1 protein-coding gene is annotated in these 229 nt (G+C 64.6%); it reads left to right on the plus strand.

The annotated features are described in order from the left end of the window. The coding region (locus ACVA6Q_RS25010) for an aldehyde dehydrogenase family protein (protein ID WP_446649277.1) at nucleotides 1-229 on the plus strand (229 nt) is incomplete at both ends.

A 229-nucleotide genomic window follows, 5' to 3' on the forward strand; every position in this document is an offset into this window, starting at 1 on the left:
GGCCAGACCTGCGTGTGTACGAACCGCTTCTATGTGCATGCGTCGGTGTACGACGCGTTTGTCGAGAAACTCTCGGCCAAGGTCAAGGGCATCAAGGTCGGCAACGGCTTCGACACGGGCGTGGTGCAGGGCCCGCTGATCGACGATCAGGCCGTGGAGAAGGTGCAGCGCCACATCGACGACGCGACGCAAAAGGGCGCGCGCCTGACCGCCGGCGGCAAGCTGATGC

The sequence above is a fragment of the Vibrio sp. DNB22_10_4 genome, assembly GCF_052879755.1.